This window comes from Acidisoma sp. 7E03, assembly GCF_054665075.1.
Map to the genome: position 1 here is coordinate 157,200 of NZ_BAAFHE010000006.1, position 17,493 is coordinate 174,692.

Annotated in this window: 15 protein-coding genes; 10 read left to right on the top strand and 5 right to left on the bottom strand. The window is 66.5% G+C overall.

All coding sequences use genetic code 11. The annotated features are described in order from the left end of the window. Window positions 1-64: 64 nt before the first annotated feature. Window positions 65-487 (top strand): nucleoside-diphosphate kinase, encoded by a 423-nt coding sequence (gene ndk / locus ACYQ6W_RS11240; RefSeq protein ID WP_459675375.1) that lies wholly within the window; start codon window positions 65-67, stop codon window positions 485-487. Window positions 488-547: 60 nt separating this feature from the next. On the opposite strand, the gene purN is transcribed toward ndk, so the two are convergent. Then, window positions 548-1,132, bottom strand: a complete 585-nt coding sequence (gene purN / locus ACYQ6W_RS11245; RefSeq protein WP_459675376.1) for a phosphoribosylglycinamide formyltransferase — start codon at window positions 1,130-1,132, stop codon at window positions 548-550. Beyond that, a complete protein-coding gene (purM, locus tag ACYQ6W_RS11250) occupies window positions 1,132-2,208 on the bottom strand; it encodes a phosphoribosylformylglycinamidine cyclo-ligase (protein ID WP_459675377.1) in 1,077 nt (358 codons plus the stop codon). The genes purN and purM overlap by 1 nt, the downstream gene beginning before the upstream one ends. Window positions 2,209-2,388: 180 nt before the next feature. On the opposite strand from purM, the gene ACYQ6W_RS11255 reads away from it, so the two are divergent. Genes ACYQ6W_RS11255 through ACYQ6W_RS11275 form a run of 5 tightly spaced genes read left to right on the top strand, consistent with a single transcriptional unit; the run spans window position 2,389 to window position 9,445 of the window. Further along, complete coding sequence (locus ACYQ6W_RS11255; RefSeq protein WP_459675378.1) at window positions 2,389-3,495, top strand: AI-2E family transporter; 1,107 nt, start codon at window positions 2,389-2,391, stop codon at window positions 3,493-3,495. Between the two features lie 8 nt (window positions 3,496-3,503). Continuing rightward, a complete protein-coding gene (locus ACYQ6W_RS11260) occupies window positions 3,504-4,247 on the top strand; it encodes a P-loop NTPase family protein (RefSeq protein WP_459675380.1) in 744 nt (247 codons plus the stop codon). A gap of 9 nt (window positions 4,248-4,256) precedes the next feature. After that, window positions 4,257-6,491 (top strand): RNA degradosome polyphosphate kinase, encoded by a 2,235-nt coding sequence (locus ACYQ6W_RS11265; RefSeq protein ID WP_459675382.1) that lies wholly within the window; start codon window positions 4,257-4,259, stop codon window positions 6,489-6,491. Next, the gene (locus ACYQ6W_RS11270; protein ID WP_459675551.1) at window positions 6,488-7,984 is read left to right on the top strand and encodes a Ppx/GppA phosphatase family protein; all 1,497 of its coding nucleotides are present in this window, start codon (window positions 6,488-6,490) and stop codon (window positions 7,982-7,984) included. The genes ACYQ6W_RS11265 and ACYQ6W_RS11270 overlap by 4 nt, the downstream gene beginning before the upstream one ends. Before the next feature lie 36 nt (window positions 7,985-8,020). Then, window positions 8,021-9,445 (top strand): FAD-binding oxidoreductase, encoded by a 1,425-nt coding sequence (locus ACYQ6W_RS11275; RefSeq protein WP_459675383.1) that lies wholly within the window; start codon window positions 8,021-8,023, stop codon window positions 9,443-9,445. A 23-nt stretch (window positions 9,446-9,468) separates the two neighbouring features. Here ACYQ6W_RS11275 and ACYQ6W_RS11280 read toward each other — a convergent pair whose 3' ends face one another. Beyond that, window positions 9,469-10,683 (bottom strand): D-alanyl-D-alanine carboxypeptidase family protein, encoded by a 1,215-nt coding sequence (locus tag ACYQ6W_RS11280; protein ID WP_459675384.1) that lies wholly within the window; start codon window positions 10,681-10,683, stop codon window positions 9,469-9,471. 416 nt (window positions 10,684-11,099) lie between these two features. On the opposite strand from ACYQ6W_RS11280, the gene ACYQ6W_RS11285 reads away from it, so the two are divergent. The 4 genes from ACYQ6W_RS11285 to ACYQ6W_RS11300 all read left to right on the top strand — a co-directional run bounded on the left by ACYQ6W_RS11285 (window position 11,100) and on the right by ACYQ6W_RS11300 (window position 15,415). Next, entirely contained in the window at window positions 11,100-11,624 is a 525-nt protein-coding gene (locus tag ACYQ6W_RS11285) for a phasin family protein (protein WP_459675385.1), read from the top strand. A 299-nt stretch (window positions 11,625-11,923) separates the two neighbouring features. Continuing rightward, complete coding sequence (gene clpS, locus ACYQ6W_RS11290; RefSeq protein ID WP_459675386.1) at window positions 11,924-12,256, top strand: ATP-dependent Clp protease adapter ClpS; 333 nt, start codon at window positions 11,924-11,926, stop codon at window positions 12,254-12,256. 174 nt (window positions 12,257-12,430) lie between these two features. Next, window positions 12,431-14,761 (top strand): ATP-dependent Clp protease ATP-binding subunit ClpA, encoded by a 2,331-nt coding sequence (gene clpA, locus ACYQ6W_RS11295; RefSeq protein ID WP_459675387.1) that lies wholly within the window; start codon window positions 12,431-12,433, stop codon window positions 14,759-14,761. A gap of 105 nt (window positions 14,762-14,866) precedes the next feature. Beyond that, window positions 14,867-15,415, top strand: a complete 549-nt coding sequence (locus ACYQ6W_RS11300) for a hypothetical protein (RefSeq protein WP_459675388.1) — start codon at window positions 14,867-14,869, stop codon at window positions 15,413-15,415. 86 nt (window positions 15,416-15,501) lie between these two features. Here ACYQ6W_RS11300 and ssuD read toward each other — a convergent pair whose 3' ends face one another. Together ssuD and ACYQ6W_RS11310 are read right to left on the bottom strand one after the other, a co-directional pair. Continuing rightward, the gene (gene ssuD, locus ACYQ6W_RS11305; protein ID WP_459675389.1) at window positions 15,502-16,686 is read right to left on the bottom strand and encodes an FMNH2-dependent alkanesulfonate monooxygenase; all 1,185 of its coding nucleotides are present in this window, start codon (window positions 16,684-16,686) and stop codon (window positions 15,502-15,504) included. A 100-nt stretch (window positions 16,687-16,786) separates the two neighbouring features. After that, a complete protein-coding gene (locus tag ACYQ6W_RS11310; protein WP_459675390.1) occupies window positions 16,787-17,362 on the bottom strand; it encodes an HdeD family acid-resistance protein in 576 nt (191 codons plus the stop codon). Window positions 17,363-17,493: the final 131 nt, after the last annotated feature.

The following is a 17,493-nucleotide window of genomic DNA, read 5'->3' on the forward strand; positions in this document are numbered from 1 at the left end:
TCCACGAAGCTCTAAAGCCGCGCGCACCGACTTCCTTATTCTACAGGCAAGAAAGACCAGTCCCATGGCTATCGAGCGCACCTTTTCCATCCTGAAGCCCGACGCGACCCGCCGCAACCTGACCGGTGCGATCAACGCGGTCTTCGAGAAGAACGGCCTTTCCATCGTTGCCCAGAAGCGCGTGCAGCTGACGAAGGCCCAGGCCGAAGGCTTCTACGCGGTGCACAAGGAGCGCCCCTTCTTCAACGACCTGGTGGGCTTCATGATCTCCGGCCCGGTCGTGCTGCAGGTTCTGCAGGGTGAGAACGCGGTGGCGAAGAACCGTGAGCTGATGGGCGCGACCGACCCGAAGAAGGCGGATGCCGGCACCATCCGCGCCGACTTCGCCGAGAGCATCGAAGCCAATTCCGTGCACGGTTCCGACAGCGCCGAGAACGCGAAGATCGAGATCGCCTATTTCTTCGCCGAGACCGAAATCGTCGGCTGAGTCCAGCCTTCGTGTGGTTGAACGAAGAGGGCGGGTGCTGCGGCACCCGCCCTCTTCATTTCAGCTAAGCGTCTCCGCAAAGCGCCGCAGCGCCTCCGGATAGAGCGTGTGCTCCTCCACCAGCACGCGGGCGGCGAGGGTGTCCGGCGTGTCGCCGGGCAGGACAGGCACGCGCGCCTGTGCCACGATCGGCCCGGCATCGAGATCTTCCGTCACCAGATGCACCGTGCAGCCGTGCGCGACATGGCCCGCTTCGATCGCGCGTTCATGCGTGTGCAGACCTTTGAGCTCGGGGAGCAGGCTGGGATGGATGTTGAGCATCCGGCCCGCCCAGCGGCTGACGAGATAGGGGGTCAGCAGCCGCATATAGCCGGCAAGGCAGACGATCTCGACCTCCGCCGCGCGCAGCGCCGCGTCGATCTGGGCTTCATGCGCCTCACGATCCTTACCAAACGGCCGATGGTCGATGGCGACCGCGGGAATGCCGGCGGCGCGGGCGGTCTCGAGCCCTCCGGCATCCGGGTTGTTCGACAGCACCAGCACGATCTCGGCCGGAAAATCCGGGGCGCGGGCGGCCTTGATCAGCGCCACCATGTTGGAGCCACGGCCGCTGATCAGCACGGCCGTGCGGCGGCGCCCGGCCATCAGGCCGGCCAGCCGGCGGGAATGGCGATCTCGGTGCGCGGCTCACCTTCGGCCGCTTCGATGGTGCCGATCGCGAAGACGGTCTCCCCCGCCGTTTCCAGCAAAGCGCGGGCCTCGGCGGCATGCTCCGCCGCCACCACAGCCACCATGCCGATGCCGCAGTTGAAGACGCGCAGCATCTCTTCGGCGGCGATGCCGCCGGCGCGGGCGAGCCAGGGGAAGACGGGCGGAAGGGTCCACGAGCCGGCGTCGATGCGGGCGAGGGTGCCTTCGGGCAGGGCGCGCGGCAGATTGCCGGGCAGCCCGCCGCCGGTGATATGGGCGGCCGCCTTGAGCAGGCCCTTCTTGTGCAAGGCGAGCAGGGACAGGACGTAGAGCTTCGTCGGCGCCATCAGCGCCTGCGCCAGGGTCTGGCCTTCGGCGAAGGGGCAGGGGCCGTTCATGTCCGCGCCCGCAAGCTCCACCACGCGGCGGACGAGCGAAAAGCCGTTGGAATGGACGCCGGAACTCGCGAGGCCGAGCAGCACGTCGCCGGGCGCGACGCCACGGGGCAGCAGCGCCTCGCGCTCCGCGGCGCCGACGGTGAAGCCGGCCAGATCGTAGTCGCCCGACTGATACATGCCCGGCATTTCGGCCGTCTCGCCACCCACTAGGGCGCAGCCGGAGAGGCGGCAGCCCTCCGCAATACCGGTGATCACGCGCTTGGCGGAGGCGACGTCGAGTGCACCGGTCGCGAAATAGTCGAGGAAAAACAGCGGCTCGGCGCCCTGCACCACGAGATCGTTCACGCACATCGCGACGAGGTCGATGCCCACCGTGTCGTGCAGGTCATGGTCGATGGCGATCTTGAGCTTGGTGCCAACCCCATCGGTCGAGGAGATGAGCACGGGGTCGCGGAAACCCGCGGCCTTGAGATCAAAGAGCGCGCCAAAGCCGCCCAGGCCGCCCATCACCCCAGGGCGGTTCGTGCCCTTCGCCAGCGGCTTGATGGCATCGACCAGAGCATCGCCCGCTTCGATGTCGACGCCCGCTTCCGCGTAGGTGACCCCGGTGCCGGGTGTTGCCGCTCTGGTCATTCAGGCCCTCGATGCGCTAGGCGTGGAGGCTCGGGACAAGCCACGCCGGGTGGCCCGCGCCCGAGCAAATCGGGAAGCTCGTTTGGCGAGGCGCGGAAACAATCACAGCCCTCTTCGTGGCGCAACCGCCGGTCCGTGCGCAACCGCCATGGTCACCGGTTCTGCCATGATTCCGTGCCGATGACCGAGATCGAGGCGCCGCCCGCACGGCAGGCGAGCCGGGGCCAGCGCATCGCCCTGGTGCTGGGTCTTATCCTTGTCCTCCTGCTCTTCTTTTATCTCTTCTCGTCGATCCTGCTGCCCTTCGTCGCGGCCGGGGGCGTCGCCTATTTCCTGGACCCCGTGGCGGTCCGGCTGAATCGGGCCGGCATGCCGCGGTGGGCGGCCGCCTTGCTGCTCGTCATCGGCCTCGTCGCGGTGGTGCTCACCTTCGTGCTGCTGCTCTATCCGATCATCCTGTCGCAGATCGGCCTGCTGCTGCAGCGGGTGCCGGAATACGTCGTGAAGGTGCAGGCTTGGGCAAACGGCACGCTGTCCCATCTGCAGCAGCATCTCGGCGCCGATTTCGTCGACAGCAAACTGCGCGAGATCGTGGCGACCCATGCCGGCGCCATGATCCCCTATCTCGTCGGGGCTTTGACCCATGTGGTCGGCAGCGGCTTCGCCATCGTCAATGCCATCACCCTGATCGTGGTGACGCCGATCGTCGCCTTCTATCTGCTGCGGGACTGGCCGAAGCTGGTGGGCAAGGTCGATGCCGTTTTGCCGCTGCGCTATGCCGAGCTCATCCGTGCCCAGGTCTACGAGGTGGACCGCATCCTCTCCGCCTGGCTGCGCGGGCAGCTGCTGTGCTGCCTGCTGCTGGCCGCCTTCTATTCCATTGGGCTCACCCTCGTCGGGCTTGATCTCGGCCTCATCGTCGGCCTCACGGCAGGACTGATCTCCTTCATCCCCTATGTTGGCACGATCACGGGGGCGGTGACCTCCATCGGTCTCGCCATCGCCCAGTTTCCGACCTGGACCGGCGTGTTCTGGGTCGCGGCCGTCTTCATGCTGGGCCAGATTCTGGAAGGCTACGTCATCTATCCCCGCCTGCTCGGCAACCGTGTCGAGCTGCACGACGTGCTGGTGATCTTCGCCCTGCTTGCGGGTGGCGCCGCATTCGGCTTCTTAGGGGTTCTGCTGGCGGTGCCGGTCACGGCGGCCCTCGGCGTGCTCGTGCGGTTCTGGCTGCGGCGCTACCTGCAGAGTCCGCTTTATCTCGACCCGCCGCCGCGCGGCCAATAGGGTTCAATATGACCGCCGAGGCCGACGGTTCCATCCGGCAACTCGCTTTGCCCTTCGCCCATGTGCCCCGCTTCCGGGTGGAGGATTTCATCGCTGCCCCCTCGAACGAGGAGGCGCGGGCCTGGCTCGGCCGTACCGCCGGCTGGCCCGCTGGGCGGCTCGCGCTCTATGGCGAGGCCGGCTGCGGCAAGACCCATCTTCTTCAGCTCTGGGCCGAACGTCATGGCGCCTTGCTGCTGGACGGCGCCACGCTGCGTCGCCTGCCGGAGATCGGCAGCGCGCCCACCATCGCCGTGGACGACGCCGATGCGGTGCCCGAGGAAACCGCCTTGCTCCATCTCGTCAACCTGGCGGCGGAAATGCGGCGGCCGCTCTTGCTGGTCGGCCGCGCGGCACCCGCCCGCTGGCGTGTGAAGCTGCCCGATCTCGCAAGCCGGCTGCGCGCTATGACCGCCGTCGCCGTGCGGCCGGCCGAGGACCCGCTGCTGCGCGCCCTCCTCGCGCGGCTGCTGTCGGAACGCCAGCTCGTGCTCGGGGAAAGCCTGCAGGACTGGTTGCTCGCCCGGCTACCCCGCCATCCGGCGGCGATGCGTGAGGCAGCGGCCCGGCTCGACCGATGGGCGCTGGCCGCAGGCGGCCGCGTGACTCGGGCCATGGCCGCGGAGCTGGTGGTGGCCATGGGCGAGGGGGCCTGTGAATTTTCGGATAACACCGCCGGTGAACCCTCCCCAAAGGAGCAGGCTCTCATCTAGACTGGGGGGATGAGCGCAGCAGACATGATCGCCGCCGCAGCGGCGGATGAGCACACCGCGGCGGAGACCGCGGCCTCTTCCTCTGAGCCCGCCGCCGAATCCATCCCGCACGACAGCCCTCAGCGTTTCATCAACCGCGAGCTGTCTTGGCTCGACTTCAACCATCGCGTGGTGGAGGAGGCGGAGAACCGCCACCACCCGCTGCTCGAGCGGCTCCGCTTCATTTCAATCAGCGGCTCCAATCTGGACGAGTTTTATTCCGTCCGCGTCGCCGGGCTGGTCGGCCAGGCCAAGGCGGGCGTGCTCGCCACCTCCCCCGACGGGCTGACGCCGGCCCAGCAACTGGCCCAGATCAATACGCGCGCACGACGGTTGATCGCCGACCAGCAGCGCGCCTGGACGAAGGTGCGCGCCGAGCTGGCGGCGGCCGGACTCGTCGTCGCCGAGATCGACAGCCTGACGGACGCCGAGCGCGAATGGCTCGACGCATTCTTCATGGACCGCATCTTTCCGGTTCTCACGCCGCTCGCGATCGACCCGGCGCATCCCTTCCCCTTCATTCCGAACATGGGCCTGGTTCTGGCGCTGCTGCTGGTCTCCAACCACGACCGGCACGTAATGCGGGCGCTGATCCCGCTGCCCGGCCAGGTCGAGCGCTTCATCCGCCTGCCGGCCGCCGAGCCGGGGGGCGCCATCCGTTTCGTCATGCTGGAGGAGGTCGTCAGCCTCTTCCTCGAGCATCTCTTCCCCGGCTATGCGCGTGACGCCCAGGGCCTGTTCCGCGTCATCCGCGACACCGACGTCGAATTCGAGGACGAAGCGGCCGATCTCGTGCTGTCCTACGAGACGGCGCTTAAGCGTCGGCGCCGCGGGGTTGCGATCAACCTCACCGTTCAGGCCTCCATGCCGGAGGAGCTGAAGCAGATCGTACGCGATGCGGTCGCGGCGCCCGAGGAAGAGGTGTTCGAGGAGGCCGGCATCCTCGGCACCGTCGATCTCAAGCAGCTCATCGTCGATGACCGGCCGGACCTGCTGTTCAGCCCCTATACGCCCCGCTTCCCCGAGCGCATCCGCGATTTCGGCGGCGATTGCTTCGCGGCCATCCGCGCGAAGGACATCCTCGTCCACCATCCCTTCGAGAGCTTCGACGTCGTCGTCCAGTTCCTGCGCCAGGCGGCGCAGGACCCGGCGGTGGTTGCGGTGAAGCAGACGCTGTATCGCACCAGCAAGGACAGCCCGATCGTCAAGGCGCTGATCGAGGCGGCGGAAGCGGGCAAGACCGTCACCGCGATGGTGGAGCTGCGGGCCCGCTTCGACGAGGAGGCGAACATCCGGCTCTCCCGCGCGCTGGAAGCGGCGGGCGTGCAGGTCGTCTTCGGCTTTACCGAGCTCAAGACCCACGCGAAGCTCTCACTCGTCGTCCGGCGCGAAGGGGGCGGCGTGCGCTCCTACGCGCATTTCGGTACCGGCAATTACCATCCGATCACCGCGCGCATCTATACCGACCTCAGCTTCTTCACCTGCGATCCGGAGCTGACGCGGGATGCGGCCAGGCTGTTCAACTTCATGACCGGCTACGCCAAGCCCGAGAAGATGGACGCCATCGCCTTCAGCCCGCTGACCACCCGCAAGACCCTGAAGCACCTGATTCAGGACGAGATCACTGCAGCCCGCGAAGGCCGCCCCTCCGGCATTTGGCTCAAGGTCAATTCCTTGGTCGATGAGCGGATGATCGACCAGCTGTATGAAGCTTCCTGCGCCGGCGTGCCGGTGAAATGCGTGGTGCGCGGCATCTGCTGCCTGCGGCCGGGCATTCCGGGCCTGTCCGAGAACATCCGGGTGAAGTCGATCGTCGGGCGCTTCCTCGAGCACGCCCGGATTGTCGCCTTCGCCAACGGCCACAACCTGCCCAGCCGCCATGCCAAGGTCTTCATCTCCAGCGCAGACTGGATGGCGCGTAATCTGGACATGCGGGTGGAGACGCTGGTGCCGATCCGCAACCCGACGGTGCATGCCCAGGTGCTGGACCAGATCATGGTCGTCGACCTCAAGGACAATATGCAGTCCTGGGAGTTGGGGGGTGACGGCACCTGGCGGCGCGTCCAGGGCGGGCGCAAACCGATCTCGGCCCATAATTATTTCATGACCAACCCGTCGCTCTCGGGCCGTGGCTCTGCCCTTCACGGCCCCTCCCTGCTACAGCATGTCGGACGGAAGCCGCATGAAAAAGGGATAGACCGCTGACGCTCCCCCGCTGTGCCGTCGTCGATTTGGGGTCGAACTCGGTTCGCCTCGTCGTCTTCGAGGGCGAATCCCGCAATCCCGTGGCCATCTTCAACGAGAAGGCCGTGCTGCGGCTCGGCCGCGGCCTGCAGCAGACCGGGCGGTTGAACGAGGATGGCGTTCAACAGGCGCTGACGGTGATGACGCGCTACCACGCCGTGGCGCGCGCCATGAATGCCGATCCTTTCGAGGTTCTGGCGACGGCTGCCGTGCGCGATGCCGAGAATGGCGCCGAATTCGTGGCAGGTCTCCGCGAGCGTCTGCCCGGCGTGCCGATCCGCATCCTCTCCGGCAAGGAGGAAGCCGAGTTTTCGGCGGCTGGCGTGCTCTGCGGCATTCCTCATGCCGAGGGCATCCTGCTCGACATCGGCGGCGGCTCGCTGGAGGCGGTGCGCCTCGTCGGCGGTCATGCCGTGCGCAGCGAGACGATGCGGCTCGGCGTCATTCGGCTCGCCGACCGCGCGGGCGGCGACGTCATCCGCGCGCGCACCATCGTCGAAGAGGATACCGCCAAGGTGCCCTGGCTCGGCGAAGGCGCGGGGCAGGATCTCTACCTCGTCGGTGGCGCCTTCCGGGCGCTGGCCCGTATCCACATGGCGCAGACGAGCTACCCGCTCAACATGCTGCACCACTACACCATCGAGCGGGACGAGGCGCGGGATCTCGCGGGCGTCGTCGCTGGCGCCAGCCGCCGCGCCTTGGAACGGCTGCCCGGCCTGCCGCGCCGGCGCATCGAGGATCTGCCCTTCGCCGCCGTGGTGCTGCGCCGTCTGCTGCGCATCACCGGCGCCGCCCGCGTCGTCTTCAGCGCCAATGGTCTGCGCGAGGGCTGGCTGATGCATGTCATGCCCCCCTCCGTGCGTGCGGCCGAACCGGTGACCGCCGCCGCCCGTGACATGGCGATGGTCTTCAGCCGCGATCCCAGCCTGCCGCCCGCGCTGATGAACTGGACGGCGGCCCTGCACCTGCGCGAGACGACGGAGCAGCGCCTGCTGCGCGAGGCCGCCTGCTGGTTCTCGGACGTCGCGAGCCACGATCATCCTGAGTACCGGGCCGAACAGGGTTTTCTCCGGGTGCTGCGCCAGTCCGGCACCGGCATCGACCATCATGCTCGCGCCTTCCTCGCTCTGACCATCGCGATGCGTTACGAGGCGGAAGTGGACGCGCCGTTCCTGGCGCCGGCGCGCATGCTGCTGGACATGGCCTCCGTGCAACGAGCCGAATCCCTCGGCGCGGCCCTGCAACTGGCCTACACCCTGTCGGGCGGCACGCCGCAACTCCTCGCCAATACGGCGCTCAGCATCACCGACGGCCGGCTGGTGCTGGATCTGCGAGAGGATTCCGGCGTGTTCGCTGGGGAGAGCGTCATTCGCCGGCTGACCCGCCTGGCCGGGGCGCTCGGCCTCGAACCCTATGCCGGTGAGCAGCGATTGAACGGCGACCAGCCCGACTGAGCCGGCTGCGCCCGGGATGACGGACAGGAGACGGGGATGACGGAGGTCCTGCTCCAGCAACTGACGGGTCGTCTGGGCGAGGGGGCGGTGTTGACCGCCCCGGCAGAGATGGCGGGCTATGCCAGCGATTGGCGCCACCTCTACGAAGGTCGCCCCCGCGCCGTGCTGCGGCCCAGTTCCACTGAAGAGGTGGCCGAGATCGTCCGGCTCTGCGCCGCGGCGGGGGTGCCGATCGTGCCGCAGGGCGGCAATACCTCCATGGTCGGCGGTGCCACGCCGGCGGCAGACGGCCGGATGATCGTCCTTTCGCTGGAGCGCTTGCGGCGGCTCCGTGCGATCGACCCCGTGGAAATGACCATGACGGTGGAAGCCGGCGTCACCTTGGCGGCGGCGCAGGCGATGGCCGCGGCTGAGGGCATGCTGCTGCCGCTCTCGATCAGCTCCGAAGGCAGCGCCCAGATCGGCGGGATTCTCGCCACCAATGCCGGCGGCAACAACACGCTGCGCTTCGGCAATGCACGGGATCTCGTGCTCGGGCTGGAGGTGGTGCTGGCCGATGGCGCGGTGTGGAACGGGCTGCGCCGTCTGCACAAGGACAATACCGGCTACGCGCTGCGCCAGCTCTTCGTCGGCTCCGAAGGCACGCTCGGCATCATCACCGCCGCCGTCCTGCGCCTGCAGCCTGGCGTTTCGGCCCGCACCTCGGCCTTCTGCGCCATGGCCTCGGTGGATCAGGCGCTCGCCTTGCTGTCGCGCTTGCGCCGGCGCGACGGCGGTGCCCTCTACGCCTTCGAATATATGAGCGCGCAATCGGTCGATCTGGTGCTGCGCCATGTGCCGGGCATCGCGCTGCCGGTCGCGGCGGCGCCGCATTACGTCCTGGTCGATTATGCCTCCACCGGACAGGGGGAGGCACAGCGCCTGCTGGACGAGACGCTGGAGGAGGTGCTGGGGGCGGCGCTCGAAGCCGGCGATCTGGAAGACGCGGCCCTCTCCCAAAGCGAGACGCAGCGGGCGGCCTTCTGGAAGCTGCGTGAAGAGCATGCCGAAGCGCAGAAGCGCGCGGGCGCCTCGGTCAAGAACGACGTCTCGGTGCCGCTCGCTGCCCTGCCGGCCTTTCTCGCGGAGGCGGCCGCGGCGGTGGAGGCGGTGGTGCCCGAGCTCCGCATCGCCCCCTTCGGCCATCTCGGCGACGGCAACATCCACTTCAATCTGGTGCAGCCCGAGGCCATGGACGGCGCCGCCTTCCTGGCCCGTTCGGAGGTGCTGATGACGGCGGTCAACGCCGTGGTGCAGCGTTTCGAGGGTAGCTTCTCGGCGGAGCACGGCGTCGGCCGTCTCAAGACGGGGCTGATGGAGAGCTGGCGCGGCGGGGTGGAGTTGGAGACCATGCGCCGGATCAAGGCGGCGCTCGACCCTTCGGGCCTGCTCAATCCCGGGGTGCTCTTCCCGCCCGGCTGAGCGAGGCTGCGCCCGTCAGGCGATCAGCGCTCGGCGAGTTCGCGGTTGCGGCGGCCGGCCTGCGGCTTCAGCGCGACGCAGGTGCGGCCGTAATGGTTCATCGCGGCACAGGTGGCGCGGGCATGGGTTTCGCTGACCGAGGCGAGCCAGGCGTGCCAGGTGGGCTTCCGGGTCTTGGTGCGGAGCGCCACGAGGTGGGCGACACCGCCCGCGGCTTCGCGTTGGGCGATCCGCAGCGCGGTCGAGGCGGCCCGCTTGTCGGTATAGTTCCCGAGATCGAGGTTCCAGTCGGCCCCGCGCGCCGGGGTCGCACGGGCGACCTGGACGCGGGCGCGACCGGCCGCCGGGTCCGTCGCCGGCACCACCGGTGTCGCCTGGGCCTGCGCCTGGCGGGCGGCGGCCGCGGCGTTGACCATGGCGATGCGGGCATTGCCGCCGAGTTCCTGCGCGAAGCCGTCATCCAGCATCATCGCCATCTCGTGGTCGCGATAGGCGTTCGAGGGCGCGGCCATGACGACGCCAATCAGGCGCACGCCGTCCCGCATGGCGCTCGTCACGAGGTTATGGCCGGCGGCATTGGTGTAGCCTGTCTTCATGCCGTCCGCGCCAGGATAGGACTTCAGCAGATGATCGTGGTTGCTGATGAGCCGGCCGTGGAAGACGAAGCTTGGCGTCGAGAAATAGTGGTAGTCTTCCGGGAAATCCTCGACCAGACGGCGCGCCAGGATGGCGAGGTCGTGCGCCGTCGTCACCTGCGCCGGGTCAGGCAGGCCGGAGGCGTTGCGGAAGACCGTCTGAGTCATGCCCAGGCTGTGGGCCTTCAGCGTCATCAAAGCGCCGAAGCGGGTCTCGTCGCCGCCGGCCAGAAACTCGCCGGCAGCCGTCGCCGCGTCATTGGCGGAGAGGGTGAGCATGCCCAGGATCGCTTCTTGCACCGTCAGCCGCGCGCCGGGGCGCACGCCGAGCTTCACGGGTTCGACCGAGGCAGCGTGGACGGAGACGGGCATCAGGGTGTCGAGGGTGATGCGATGGTCGCGCAGCGCCTCGAACAGCAGATAGAGCGTCATCAGCTTGGTGAGGCTGGCGGGGTAGCGCGGCGCGTTGGCGTTCTGCGCGTAGAGCGTTTGCCCCGTCTTGGCATCAATCATGACGGCGCTCATCGGGGGTAGGGCAGCATGGCCGGCGGTGGGCAGGAGGCTCAGGCTCAGGATGCCGAGAGCGCAGACCACCACGGTCATTTTCGCAAGGCCTGCTCTCAAAATCCCGTGTTTACGAGCCATCCGATCATCCTGCCGCTGTCCAGCCGGCACCGTCACCGCCCGGCGCCCACCCTGCTTTGACGCAAGTCTGTCGGATTTGCAATTACTTAGACAGGGAATTTCACATGAGACTCGATCACGATCGCGACGCCGTGAAATTTTGGTGCGAAATTGTAATGTTGTGCGCCGCACAATAAGCCTTGAACTTCGAGAATCACGCGCGTAGAACCCGATTGCTGCATCGCAACAGAAGCGGTCAGGCCGTCGCCGTTCCCGCCTTGAGGGCGCAGAGGCGAAAGGGCTCGGCCGTCGCCGGAGGAGTTTATGGCATGGCGAGAGCGAGAACGACCGCAGGTGGGCCCGTCGCGACGATTGTCGAGACGGCGGAGACCGCGGTGAGCGAGACGATGAGCGAGGCGCAGGCTGCGATGTCCGAGGCTGTAGGTGAGGCCACGCAGGCCGCCGAGGCGGCCGCTGGGGACGCGGTGGCGGCGACTGAAGCTGGCGTGACCAAGGCGACCTCGACGATCGAGGCGTCGCAACTGCAATTCCAGGAAGGGATGACCAAAACCATGAAGACCGCCGAAGAAGTCGTGGCGTTCAGCCAGGGTAACGTGGAAGCGATGATCAAGTCCGGCCAGATCTGGTCGGCGGGGCTGCAGGACCTGTCGAAGCAGATGGCGGCCTCCGCTCAGGCTTCTTACGAAGAGGCGATGGCCGCGTTCAAGGCGATGACCTCGGTCAAGTCGCTCAAGGAAGCGGTGGACCTGCAGGTCGGCTTCGCCCGCTCGGCGCTCGAGAAGGGCATGTCCGAGTCCAGCAAGTACACCGACGCCTCCTTCAAGCTGGCCGAGCAGGCGATCGCGCCGATCTCGAGCCGTATGACCATGGTTGTCGAGAAGTTCGGCAAGGCCGTCTGAGCCTTCCGCTTCCGACGCGTGAGACGAAGGGGCCCGGGCGCAAGTCCGGGCCCCTTTTTCGTGCGGCCGGCGCGTGGCGCAGCCGGGCAGCCTTGACCGGGACGCATTGCATGCGCGGCGTGCAGAGAGCAGCCTTCACAAGCGACCGGCCAGGGCAATCTACTCTTTTCGCGAAGCACCGCATGCTTCTATGGTTTGGTGTGAACCTGCCAGGATCGCGCTGTCGGCGCAGGCTGCGCGGCCTCGGGCACGGCGGCATTAAAGGTTCTTTTTCTTGAGATGGGATAGACGGTAGCGCGATGAGCGACAGCGACAGGCGCAATGGCGGGCGAGACGGGCCGGGAACCGGCGTCGTCGTCAAGAGCAGGACCAAGACTCGCAAGCCGGCGATGTACAAAGTTCTGATGCTGAACGACGACTACACCCCGATGGAATTCGTGGTGCACGTTCTCGAACGATTTTTCCAGAAGTCCCGCGACGAGGCGACGCGTATCATGTTGCATGTCCATCGCCGCGGGGTCGGGGTTTGCGGCGTCTTCACCTACGAAGTCGCCGAAACGAAGGTGACGCAGGTGATGGATCTGGCCCGCCAGAACCAGCATCCGCTCCAATGCACCATCGAAAAAGAATGACCCTGAGCAAAAGTTAATGCCCCGGCACATAATCTTAGTGCAGGATATCTCGTCGACTGGTTCGCCAAGTTCGCAAGCTAGACCGACGCATTAGGTGACAGGCATTCGCTGGCTTCAGCAGGACTGCCCGATCAGCGGTCGGAGGCCAGCGACGAGTAACAAAGGAGCGTCGGCATGTTGTCCCGTAACCTCGAGCAGACTCTCCACCGCGCGCTGTCCCTCGCCAGCGAGCGCAAGCATGAATACGCCACCCTCGAACATCTGCTGCTCGGCCTGACCGAGGACAGCGACGCAGCCACCGTGCTGCGCGCCTGCGGCGTCGACCTCGACAAGCTGCGCGGCGATCTCACCGAATTTCTCGACAAGGATCTCGCGGGCCTCGCGACGGACCGCCCGGGCGATCCGAAGCCCACGGCCGGCTTCCAGCGCGTCGTGCAGCGCGCCGCGATCCATGTGCAATCCTCCGGCCGGGACGAAGTGACCGGCGCCAACGTCCTGGTCGCGCTGTTCAGCGAGCGGGAGAGTCATGCCGTCTACTTCCTGCAGCTGCAGGACATGACGCGGCTCGACGCGGTCAATTTCATCAGCCACGGCATCGCCAAGTCCCCGGGCAAGAACGCGCCGCGGCAGGAGAAGGCCTCCTCCGCCGAAACGCCCGATCAGGAAGAAAAGAGCAGCCGCCGCAGCCAGGACGCGCTGAGCAACTACTGCGTCAACCTCAACAAGAAGGCGCAGACTGGTAAGATCGACCCGCTGATCGGCCGCGAGACCGAGATCGAGCGGACCATCCAGATCCTTTGCCGCCGCACCAAGAACAACCCGCTCTATGTGGGTGACCCGGGCGTCGGCAAGACGGCGATCGCCGAAGGCCTGGCCAAGCGCATCGTCGAAGGCGACGTGCCGGAAGTGCTGGCCAAGTCGACGATCTATTCGCTCGACATGGGCGCGCTGCTCGCGGGCACGCGCTATCGCGGCGATTTCGAGGAGCGGCTGAAGGCCGTGGTGACCGAGCTTGAGAACCAGCCAGGCGCCGTGCTCTTCATTGACGAGATCCACACCGTGATCGGCGCGGGTGCGACGAGCGGTGGCGCGATGGACGCTTCCAACCTGCTGAAGCCGGCGCTGGCCGCCGGCACGCTGCGCTGTATCGGCAGTACGACCTACAAGGAGTTCCGCAACTACTTCGAGAAGGACCGTGCCCTGGTGCGGCGCTTCCAGAAGATCGACGTTCCGGAGCCGACCTCGGACGATGCGGTGCGCATCCTACGCGGGCTCAAGACGGTCTACGAGAAGCATCACAAGGTGCGCTACACGGACGAGGCGATCCGCGCGGCCGTCGACCTCTCGGCGAAATACATCCATGACCGCAAGTTGCCGGACAAGGCGATCGACGTGATCGACGAAGTCGGTGCGAGCCGGATGCTGCTGCCCGAGCACAAGCGCCGCAAGACCGTGACGCTCAGGGACGTGGAGGAGATCGTCGCCAAGATCGCCCGCATCCCGCCCAAATCCGTCTCGGCCGATGACAAGGAGACGCTGCGTCACCTGGAGCGGGACCTGCGCTCCATGGTCTTCGGGCAGGATCAGGCGATCGACGCGCTGGCGGCGGCCATCAAGCTGTCCCGCGCCGGGCTGCGCGACCAGGAGAAGCCGATCGGCAACTACCTGTTCAGCGGCCCGACGGGCGTCGGCAAGACGGAAGTCGCGCGCCAGCTGGCGAGCGTGCTCGGCATCGAGCTGATCCGCTTCGACATGAGCGAATACATGGAGCGGCATTCCGTCTCGCGCCTCATTGGCGCGCCGCCGGGCTATGTCGGCTTTGATCAGGGCGGCATGCTGACGGACAGCATCGACCAGCATCCGCACTGCGTGCTGCTGCTGGACGAGATCGAGAAGGCGCATCCCGATCTCTTCAACATCCTGCTGCAGGTGATGGACCACGGGAAGCTGACCGATCACAACGGCAAGACGGTCGACTTCCGCAATGTCATCTTGATCATGACGACGAATGCCGGTGCCGCCGACATGGCGAAGGCCGCCATCGGCTTCGGCCGCGAGGTGCGGGTGGGCGAGGACGAGGATGCGATCAAGCGCATGTTCACCCCCGAGTTCCGCAACCGCCTCGATGCCGTCATCCCCTTCGCGGCGCTGAGCCAGGAGGTGGTCGCCCGCGTCGTCGAGAAGTTCGTCATGCAGTTGGAAGCGCAGCTCGCCGACCGCAACGTGACGATCGAACTCTCTTCCGCCGCCAAGGAGTGGCTGGCCGAGCGTGGCTACGACAAGCTCTATGGCGCGCGGCCGCTGGGCCGCGTGATCCAGGAGACCATCAAGAAGCCGCTGGCCGAGGAACTGCTCTTTGGCAAGCTGGCCAAGGGCGGATCGGTGAAGGTTGGCCTGAAGGACGGGAAGCTCGATTTCGAGATCACCGAGGCGCCGTCGCCCTCCGCGAGCCGACCTGGTAGCGAGGAAGGTGGGGCCGAGAAAGAGCCGGAGGAGGTGGAGTAATCCTCCTTTCCACCGTTTCCCGTGAGTCAAAAAGGGCTGCCGGGGTAACCCGGCAGCCCTTTTTGCAGCGTGACACGTGAAACATGAAGGCAGAGGCGCACGACGATGAAAATGTCTCTGTGGCATGATTGGAGCTGGCGCCTTGCCTTCTCCGTCGTCGGCGCCGTGGTCATGGGCCTGGTCTCAGTCTCTGCGAGAGCGCAGCCAACCATCCCTAATCCAGTCCCGGCAATACCGTTCAGCCGGTTTCCCGTAGGGCAAGAAGCATATCGTGTTTCCCCTTTGCAGCTGCGGACAAAGGACGACTGGAGCTTTCGGACAAGATTGCGTCAGGCCTACGCGACGCCGACAAATTTTGCGGGCCATTTCGTGCTTGCGACCTGGGGCTGCGGGACAGACTGCGAGATGGGGGCGGCTCTCGACAAGCGCGATGGCCGGGTTATCTGGCTGCCCGGCAGCGTGTGTTGTGCCTCCATCGACTTCAACTATGACGTCGACAGGTTCGGATTCCGTCTGGACAGCAGCCTGCTCATTCTGCGCGGACGGCTAGACGAACGAGAAGGGACCGACGCTGAGCATTACTATCGCATCGAGGGCGATCATCTAGTGCACCTTGGCGACTTTAAACTTCCCTCCGCTCTGCCTGGGGACTGATAGCCCCTCTGAGGCAGTGCTGACACCGGCCAGGCTCTCTCAGGTTAGTGTCAGATCTTACCTTTGTCAGCCGCGGGCCGAGCCCATTATCCCGCCGCCGTCAAGCGGGAGGGCGCCGCGACATTGGCGATGACCTCGCCGAAAGGCCCGGCATTGCGGGCCGCCGCCGCGGCGTTGCCCGTCGTCTTCTTCAGTGGCAGCAGCGGGAAGACGAGTTCGGCGAAGCGATAGCATTCCTCGAGATGCGGATAGCCGGAGAGGATGAAGCGGTCGATGCCGAGCGCCATGTATTCCTTCATGCGGTCGGCCACCTGCTGCGGATTGCCGACGAGCGCCGTGCCGGCACCGCCGCGCACGAGGCCGACACCGGCCCAGAGATTGGGGCTGATGACGAGATTGTCCTTCCGGCCCTTGTGCAGTTGCGCCATCCGCTGCTGTCCGACGGAATCGAAGCGGGCGAAGGCTTTCTGGGCCGTCTCGATCGCGCGGTCATCGACATAGCGGATGAGGTCGGCTGCCGCAGACCAAGCCTCTTCCTCGGTCTCGCGGACGATGGCGTGCAGGCGGATGCCGAAACTCATCGTCCGGCCCTGCTGCGCGGCGGCCCCGCGGGCGGCGGCGATCTTGTCAGCAACGTCGGCCGGCGGTTCGCCCCAAGTGAGGTAGACGTCCGCATGCTTCGCGGCGACGGCCTGGCCCGTCCCAGAGGAGCCGCCGAAATAGAGCGGCGGATGCGGCTGCTGCACGGGCGGGAAGAGCAGCTTCGCGCCCTCCACCTTGATGTGCTTGCCGGTAAAATCGAAGGTCTCGCCCGCGAGCATCCGGCGCCACACCGTCAGATATTCATCGGTCGCCTCGTAGCGTTCGGTATGGTCGAGCCAGACGCCGTCCCCCTTGAGTTCGCTGGGATCTCCGCCCGCCACGACGTTGACGAGCAGCCGGCCGCCGGACATGCGGTCTAAGGTCGCCGCCATGCGGGCGGTCATCGAGGGCTCGGACAGGCCGGGGCGTACCGCCACGAGATAGCGCAGCCGCTCGGTCAGCGGGATCATGGCGGAGGCGACGACCCAGGAATCCTCGCAGGACCGGCCGGTCGGGATCAGAACGCCGAAATAGCCCAGTTCGTCGGCCGAGCGGGCGATCTGGCTCAGATAGTTGAGGGTGACGTGCCGCGCGCCGATATCCGAGGCGAGGTAGCGGCCGTCGCCATGCGTCGGGAGAAACCAAAGAATATCCGCCGCCTCTGCAGGCTGGCCGACGGTGGTGACCATGCGAGAATGCTCCTGAGCCTCATCTTTGGAGGCAGTATAGGGGCATCCCCGCAGTCTAAAAGTAAATAATGCTATATACGAAATTTGATCGTGATTACCATCACACTGGGCGATGAAGCTTTTTGAGGGCGAGTCCGAACTGCACCCAGGCGATACCATGGAAAACAAGCTCGATCGCGATGAGCGTGCCGAGCACCCAGAGGCTGGACCACGGCAGGCTTGCGTACAGGAGTACGCCGACGATGAAGCTCACGATGCCGCTGAGCACAACCAGCCAGAGACCGGGCATGTGGCGGTGGGTCACTGCTACGATCAGCCGGGCGATGCCGCTGATGATCAGCAGGACGGCGATGACGACGGTGATGATCAGGGAGCCCTGCACCGGCTCCGCCATCAGCAGGAAGCCACCGAGCACGTAGAGAATGCCGATCAGCACGTAGAGCAGAAAACCGCTCCAGCCGCGCATGGCAAAGGCATGGGCGATCTGGAAGATGCCCCCCACGACCAGAAGGGCGCCGATGAGGAGGACGCCCGCGAGGCTCGCGGCGACCACGTCGATCCAGCAGAAGAGGCCGATGAGGATCTGGACGATTCCAAGGGTCACGAACCAGCCCCAGCGGTGGGCGGGGGCGCTTCCCGGACCCGGCAGACCCGGGGTTAGACCAAGACCGGACATGCAGCAGGCTCCGTTGATTGCGAAGCCGATTCTTATGGCAGATCCCGCGCGCACGCCATTGGGCAGGCGCGGATTTCGCGCAAAGGTCTCGCCCACTCAGCCCGGCAGGCGAGACCCTGAGTGCGGTCAGC

What these genes read in the sequence shown, in the direction of transcription:
- ndk (WP_459675375.1), top strand. Translation starts at nt 65, where the DNA reads ATGGCTATCGAGCGCACCTTTTCCATCCTGAAGCCCGACGCGACCCGC.
- purN (WP_459675376.1), bottom strand. Translation starts at nt 1,132, where the DNA reads ATGGCCGGGCGCCGCCGCACGGCCGTGCTGATCAGCGGCCGTGGCTCC.
- purM (WP_459675377.1), bottom strand. Translation starts at nt 2,208, where the DNA reads ATGACCAGAGCGGCAACACCCGGCACCGGGGTCACCTACGCGGAAGCG.
- ACYQ6W_RS11255 (WP_459675378.1), top strand. Translation starts at nt 2,389, where the DNA reads ATGACCGAGATCGAGGCGCCGCCCGCACGGCAGGCGAGCCGGGGCCAG.
- ACYQ6W_RS11260 (WP_459675380.1), top strand. Translation starts at nt 3,504, where the DNA reads ATGACCGCCGAGGCCGACGGTTCCATCCGGCAACTCGCTTTGCCCTTC.
- ACYQ6W_RS11265 (WP_459675382.1), top strand. Translation starts at nt 4,257, where the DNA reads ATGAGCGCAGCAGACATGATCGCCGCCGCAGCGGCGGATGAGCACACC.
- ACYQ6W_RS11275 (WP_459675383.1), top strand. Translation starts at nt 8,021, where the DNA reads ATGACGGAGGTCCTGCTCCAGCAACTGACGGGTCGTCTGGGCGAGGGG.
- ACYQ6W_RS11280 (WP_459675384.1), bottom strand. Translation starts at nt 10,683, where the DNA reads ATGACCGTGGTGGTCTGCGCTCTCGGCATCCTGAGCCTGAGCCTCCTG.
- clpS (WP_459675386.1), top strand. Translation starts at nt 11,924, where the DNA reads ATGAGCGACAGCGACAGGCGCAATGGCGGGCGAGACGGGCCGGGAACC.
- clpA (WP_459675387.1), top strand. Translation starts at nt 12,431, where the DNA reads ATGTTGTCCCGTAACCTCGAGCAGACTCTCCACCGCGCGCTGTCCCTC.
- ACYQ6W_RS11300 (WP_459675388.1), top strand. Translation starts at nt 14,867, where the DNA reads ATGAAAATGTCTCTGTGGCATGATTGGAGCTGGCGCCTTGCCTTCTCC.
- ssuD (WP_459675389.1), bottom strand. Translation starts at nt 16,686, where the DNA reads ATGGTCACCACCGTCGGCCAGCCTGCAGAGGCGGCGGATATTCTTTGG.
- ACYQ6W_RS11310 (WP_459675390.1), bottom strand. Translation starts at nt 17,362, where the DNA reads ATGTCCGGTCTTGGTCTAACCCCGGGTCTGCCGGGTCCGGGAAGCGCC.